Raw genomic sequence first — 6,782 nt, 5'->3', positions numbered from 1 at the left:
CTGACGTAATCATTGATTTGATAAGTCCAGGCAACATAAGGCATATTGCCACAAAAATTGCCATTTTGGATTTGGTAACAAAACAGCAGGTTTTTATTTCTGGCATTGCCGCAATGGAGTTGCTGGTTGGTGCTACGAATAAAGCGATGCTCAAAAAACTAAAACAAAACCTTACAGCCTTTCATATCATTTATACTGAAACCTCAATAGCCAAATTAGCTGTTGATTTATTACAAGAATACAATTTGAGCCATGGCTTGCAAATACAAGATAGCTTTATAGCTGCAACCTCCTTGCTTAGCTCACTTCCTCTTTTTACTTATAACACTAAAGATTTTAAGTTCATAAAAGGGATTCAACTTTACCAGCCTTAATCTTTAATTGCGTACAAGTTAGACTTAAAAAATGCTTTGCAAACCAAAAACACCGCCTAACTTTATGTAAAGTTTTGCAATGAAAAAATGGCTAAAAATAACACTCGGATCTTTGGTTTGCCTAGTGATTGTTTATGCAGTGGGCCCGCAGCCTGCTACACCACACTATAGCCTTAACTTGCCCATTATCCATGTAAATGCAAGGGACATTGATAAATACGTAGCAGCACAAGAAGCGTTGCACAAGCTAAAGCCTGATAACCAAGCAAGGGTTGTTTGGTACAACGATAGTATTAAGCAGCCCACAGAATATGCCATCGTTTACTTGCATGGGTTTGGTGCAAGCTGGAAGGAAGGCGACCCAACGCATAAAACCATTGCCAAAATGTTTGGCTGTAACTTGTACTTGGACAGGATGGCGGAACATGGCATCGATACATCGGAACAGTTAATGAATATAACCCCTGAAAACTATTGGGCAAGTGCCAAGGAGGCTTTGGCAATAGGTAAGAAACTGGGCAAAAAAGTAATTTTGATGGGTACATCTACTGGCGGCACACAGGCTTTGCAATTAGCGGCAGCTTTTCCAAATGATGTGGCGGGATTGATTTTATATTCGCCCAACATAGCCTTGAAAGACAGCAAGGCTTGGGTACTAAACAAACCATGGGGGCTGCAAATTGCTAGGAAAGTAAGGGGCAGCAATTACTATACACCTGAGGACCAAAGAGCTATTTATAAACAATACTGGTACGCCTCTTACCGATTGGAGGCACTGGTAACTTTGGAGGAGATTTTGAATACTACCATGACTGACAGAACTTTCATGGCTATACACCAGCCAACACTTGCATTGTATTATTACAAAGACGAAGACCATCAGGACGACTTGGTGAGTATCTCTGCTATTAAAAAAATGATGAGTACACTTGCCACGCCAGATACCTTAAAACGATTAGTGGATATGCCTTATGTTGGCAACCATGTTATGGGATGCTCGCTTAAATCGAATGATGTGTATGGGGTAATAAGTGAAACCACTGGTTTTCTTGTAAAAGTAATGGGGATGAGGGTAGAAGCAAAGAAGTAATAGGAAGGAGCAAAGAACTACAGCATTGCCATTATTATAGGTTACTTATACTTTACCTTATAAGTCAAAATAATCAATGCCAATATTAAAGTAATGCCATTGGCAATAAACACTGGGTAGTTCATGCTCATCAGCCCATAGGTGAACCACAGCAAAGTACCAAAAGTAAACAGGGAATACATGGACAAGGAAATGCCCTTGGTGTCTTTTGTCTTAATCGTTTGCAAAGCTTGTGGCAGGAAAGAAGCTGTGGTGCAAAACGCGGCTGAAAGGCCAATTATAGTGGTAATATCCATTTTATAAATTTAAAATGTAAAAGACAAAATGCCATCACCCAAAACTTTAAACAAGCAATGGATGATGGCACTTTTTTAGTTATGAATTATGAGTTATAAGTTATGAGTAAAAACTAACTATAACTCATAATTTATAATTCATAACTAAGATATAAGGCTTGCGAAATATTTAACGCTGCGTACCAATTGGCTTACATAGCTCATTTCGTTGTCGTACCAGCTTACTACTTTTACCAGTTGCTTGTCGCCAACACTGATAACTTTTGTTTGTGTAGCATCGAACAAAGAACCGAAGCTGCTGCCTATAACATCGCTGCTTACAATTTCATCTTCAGTATAACCGAAACTTTCATTGCTTGCTGCTTTCATGGTAGCGTTTACTTCATCTACGGTTGTCTTTTTAGCAACAATAGCCGTTAATTCGGTAACAGAACCTGTGATAACAGGAACACGCTGTGCACTACCGTCCAGCTTGCCTTTCAACACTGGCAATACCAAGCCAATGGCTTTTGCGGCACCTGTGCTGTTAGGCACAATGTTGGCAGCAGCAGCCCTTGCACGGCGCAAATCGCCTTTGGCATGAGGGGCATCCAATGTGTTCTGATCGTTTGTATAAGCGTGGATGGTGGTCATGCTGCCAGCTTCGATGGTAAATGCATCGTTTAATGCTTTGGCCATAGGGGCCAAACAGTTAGTAGTGCAAGATGCGCAACTGATAACGGTTTCGCTGCCATCCAATATTTCATGGTTTACGTTGAAAACAATTGTTTTCATTTCGCCTGTGGCAGGAGCAGAGATAACTACTCTTTTAGCACCAGCTTTGATGTGCAATTCAGCTTTTTCTTTATCGGTAAAGAAACCAGTGCTTTCAATCACTACATCTACACCATGCTCGCCCCAAGGAATTTGGGCAGGATCCCTTTGCGCATATATCTTAACCTCATGACCGTTTACAATGATAGAGTTGTCTGTGTGCGTAACTGTTTGGCCAAACCCGCCCTGCGCACTATCGTATTTTAATAAATGCGCCAAAACTTTTGGGCTTGTAAGGTCGTTGATGGCAACAACATCTATACCTTCCATATTGAAAATTTGGCGATACACCAACCGGCCTATGCGCCCAAAACCATTAATAGCAACTTTAACCATGACTTTAATTTTAAATTGACTTTGTGAAATTCTGTTTTTAACGCCGCAAAGGTAAAGGATTGTAGGTTAATGTGGTTTCGTTTATTGAAAAGATTGGATTTATGCTCTATTTGCGGTAAAGTATGATGCAAAATTAGTATAATTCCATTTCAAAATGAAGCAGCAGCAATTCATCAGATTTTACAGCAAAAGACGAGATCGTTTCGCCGTGCTTATTGGTAAATTCTACCTCAAATATATTTGGTTGCAATTCCTCAACCAATGTACCTACTTGCCCATACACTACTTTTTTTCTGGGTAAGCCTTTAATATGGCTACAGTATCAAATAATTTTAATGCTTCCGTTTTCATTTGTTATTTTTAAGTATTCACCCATAGGACATATAGCCAATAAAGAGAGAGAGAAAACATAGGTTTTTTGTATTTGGCTTTCCTAAGCAATAAAGTTATAGATTATTGGGAAAAAACTATGTTTGGGTGCATAAAATTTTTCGCTTTTTTATTAAAAAGTCAACCTAGCCCCTCCCGAAAGACTGGGACAAGTTACCCAAAGGAAAAGGTAACAGGAACAAGGCAAAACGAAAACCCTCGCACATTTTTATAATATCTATTTTAATGGTATTTTTATTAAAATAGTTTCAGTTTTGCATTTTTTCGGTTTTTTTTCTTTTTTATTCGTTTTCCAAAATTCGTCCCCGCCGTTTTAAATCATTGATTATCAACAATATCCACAAATTTTTATGAGTGTTTTGTGAGTGTTTTGTGCGTACTTTTTGAGTGATTTATGAGTGATTTGTGAGTGATTTGTGAGAAAAAGTGAGTGGTTTGTGAGTGATTTTATGCCCATAAAACAAAACCCTATTTTGGCACTACAACTATTTTAATATTAGTAAAAAAAGAACTACGATTGGGATGCCAAGACACTAGTTTTGTAAGTAGTTTGTATCAAGTGCATTTCTAGCACAAAGATATGTTTTTTATAGATTAGGGTGTATCAGGACAAAGCGAAAAAGTTTTATGCACCCCTATGTTTTCTTTCTTTTCTATTCGCTTAAAACTATGTGGCTATGTGCCTATGTGGTGAAAAAATCTTACCTAATCAACACCACTGTGCCACTCCTGAAAACAGTGTTGCCCAAGTAATCTATGCCCCTTGCCATATACACAAAAGTACCTGAGCTTTGATCTGTGCCATTGAAGGTGCCGTCCCAGCCCTTGCCTATCTGGCTGGTTGAGAAAAGGGGTTGGCCATAGCGGTTGTATATTTTAAAATACTCAAACTTGGCAATGCCCACTGGCACAGGCATGAGTACATTGTTTATATTGCCCGAAGGGGTAAACGCTGTTGGCACAAATATGTCGGGCTTGGTGGTAAATACGCTTACCTTGATGCTCGCTGAGCCGGTGCAGCCCTGTGCCGTGCTGGCTTTTACTGTATAAGGCAATGGGTTAGGCGTGGGGGCATACTTGGCCGTGAGTATAGGGCTAGAGGTATCGGTATAATTGAGGAACGTAGCTGGCGACCAGCTATAGGTAAGTGGGTAGTGCAAGGCCGTGTCTGTAACAATGGTGTATATATGCAGTGGCTCGCCAACCACTACGGTGGTGTCGTTGCCAGCATAGATGGTAACAGGAGGCACAACATATACAGGGACGGACTCTGTAACTGTTTTAGGGCAATACAAAGTATCTCTTGCCGATAAGGTATAGGTAGTAGAACTAAGGGGCCTTACCTTGACTGCTAAAAGATTGTCATTTGCTATTGGTGTGCTACCTAGCGACCATACCTGATATGCCGCCGTTTTTGCAGCTACTAATACAGTGCTATCCCCATAACAAATAGTATTCTCAGGATTGGGGGATACAATACTTGCTTTTGGATAAGGGGATGCATATACCGTGATAGAACTATCTGCCGGGCAATGCCCAAGGTTGGCCTGGACATGGTATTTGGTAATATCTGCCGTTGGCCCTGCCTTGGGATATTTTGCAGTGTAAGTGCTTAGGGTTTTGCCGCCGCCACTTTCTGTCCATAAATAATTTAGGGCATAGCTGATGGGGCTAAGGGCGATGCTGTCCGTTTTGCAGACATGCATGGAGTCGGGTAAGAAATTGACAGTGATAAACTGCAATACATTTACTTTAATATTGGCCGAACCGATACAGCCGTTTTCGTGCACAGTAATGGTATAAGTGGCTGTGTCTTTGGGGGTTACCCTAGGCTCCAGCATGGTAGGGGCATCCAGCATATAAGTAGTGGGGCTCCATACAAAGTCGGTGCTGTGCAGCACTGCTTTTAGTGGCAATGTATCTATACTGCAAATCAAAGTGTCAGTAAAAGGCAAGTAAATATAGGGCTTGTCGTTGGCCACCACCAGCACGGCATCGCTGCCGGTGCAGCCCATGGCACTGCCTACCTGCAAAATAACGTTGGCTGTTTGCGGAGCCCCGTATGTGTGCATAGTGTTTTGGCTTTGGGAAGTATTGGTAGGTGTACCAGCGGTACTGGTATCGCCAAAATTCCATTGCCAGCTACTTATTTGGTCCAGCAAGTTTGAAACAGACTGATCGGTAAATACAAAAGGCGAAGTGTAGCAACTGCCCGTTTCAGTAAACTTGGCTTTAAAACCGGGATATATTTTTACGGTAGCTTTTGCACTATCGTAGCAATTCTTGTCATTATTTGCAACGATAAGCGATAATGTGTAAGTGCCAGCTTGTGTATAGGTATGTGTGCCTACTGAATTTGTACTGGTGGTTGCATCCCCAAAATTCCAAGTATAATAAGAAATATTAGATTGACCACCACTGGATTCATTCTTAAAAGTGAGGGTAAGGCTATCACAATTTCTATATACTGTATCTAGGGATGCGCCTAGTAAACTACAATCGTTTACAACAATTTGTAGCTCTTTTTTTATTGAGTCAATTAGCACGCCCTGCCGCCATTCTTTTACATAAACAGCTATTACGTAAGCACCTGTGGTTGAGGGTGCCGTACCAGAAATTAAGCCTGTGGCAGGGTCAATTGTTACGCCACTGCCTAATGGAGAAGTTCCTGAATACCCTGAATTATAAGATAAAGGGAGATACGGAGGTGTGTTGCCAGTATAATTTAACCCGGGAGCAAATGAATATGATAAAGAATCATGGTTTATTGTGTCAATAGCATTAAACTGGTATGAAAACTTGCCGCTGTAACAAATTACTGCTGTATCGTTAAATGGAAAGCTTGGGCTTGTATTTTGATAATATTGATTATTTGTGCCTGGTATTTGGGCAGTAATTGCCATACCCTGTTTGCTTGTAGTGCCACTTACATTTTTAATAATATCCGATCTATACTGATCTGTAACACTTATTAGGTAACCTTCTGCTGTATTTGGCAAACTAACCGTTTCTGTATATGTATATATTTGATAGCAAATGGTTGGGTAAGGTTTAGTCATGCAAGAACTAAAGCTGCCTTTTGAAACGGTATTTGCTGAAACATAGTGGAGTACATTGCTGGAAATTTTAGCATATTGGCTATTAGCATTAAAGATATTTACCCTTACCGTATCCCTTGGACCACGTGCATTGCAATCAAAAAACATGGTAACCGTTATTTTATAAGTAGATGAACTGGCATCCCCACTCTGGTATTCGTACAAGATATAACCCCCTTTTAGGTGCGATGCGTATAATTGACTTGTAAGCAACAACGATAAAACAATAAGAAAACAAACCTTTTTCATTCAGCACCTTGTTAATAGTTATACTTATCATGATAATAGTACAACTGCCAACGCTGTATGATATTTAAACTTATATCGGTGAAAAGGGGTTTTGAGCGGATTAAAATAGGGATAAGAGGTGGGTTAAACAAAGTTG

The 6,782-nt window shown here is 40.2% G+C and carries 6 protein-coding genes; 2 read left to right on the top strand and 4 right to left on the bottom strand.

Features of this window, described 5'->3' with window-relative positions; genetic code table 11:
- Together ACHFIY_RS11415 and ACHFIY_RS11410 are read left to right on the top strand one after the other, a co-directional pair.
- Positions 1-374: PIN domain-containing protein (locus ACHFIY_RS11415; protein WP_410846222.1), on the top strand; the 374-nt coding region annotated here is incomplete at its 5' end.
- A gap of 79 nt (positions 375-453) precedes the next feature.
- Positions 454-1,464 carry an alpha/beta hydrolase gene (locus ACHFIY_RS11410; protein ID WP_410846221.1) on the top strand — a complete coding sequence of 337 codons (1,011 nt, stop codon included), beginning with the start codon at positions 454-456 and terminating at the stop codon, positions 1,462-1,464.
- 41 nt (positions 1,465-1,505) lie between these two features.
- On the opposite strand, the gene ACHFIY_RS11405 is transcribed toward ACHFIY_RS11410, so the two are convergent.
- The 4 genes from ACHFIY_RS11405 to ACHFIY_RS11390 form a co-directional block, all read right to left on the bottom strand.
- Positions 1,506-1,760, bottom strand: a complete 255-nt coding sequence (locus ACHFIY_RS11405; RefSeq protein ID WP_410846220.1) for a SemiSWEET family sugar transporter — start codon at positions 1,758-1,760, stop codon at positions 1,506-1,508.
- A gap of 144 nt (positions 1,761-1,904) precedes the next feature.
- Positions 1,905-2,909, bottom strand: a complete 1,005-nt coding sequence (gene gap, locus ACHFIY_RS11400; RefSeq protein WP_410846219.1) for a type I glyceraldehyde-3-phosphate dehydrogenase — start codon at positions 2,907-2,909, stop codon at positions 1,905-1,907.
- 133 nt (positions 2,910-3,042) lie between these two features.
- Positions 3,043-3,219, bottom strand: a complete 177-nt coding sequence (locus tag ACHFIY_RS11395) for a DUF4926 domain-containing protein (RefSeq protein WP_410846226.1) — start codon at positions 3,217-3,219, stop codon at positions 3,043-3,045.
- Between the two features lie 781 nt (positions 3,220-4,000).
- Positions 4,001-6,646: a PKD domain-containing protein gene (locus ACHFIY_RS11390; protein WP_410846218.1), complete on the bottom strand. Its 2,646-nt coding sequence runs from the start codon at positions 6,644-6,646 to the stop codon at positions 4,001-4,003.
- Positions 6,647-6,782 lie beyond the last annotated feature (136 nt).

The organism is Parasediminibacterium schistidii (assembly GCF_046546515.1).
Classification (GTDB): Bacteria; Bacteroidota; Bacteroidia; order Chitinophagales; family Chitinophagaceae; genus Parasediminibacterium.
This window is presented reverse-complemented; position numbering and strand designations above follow the sequence as displayed.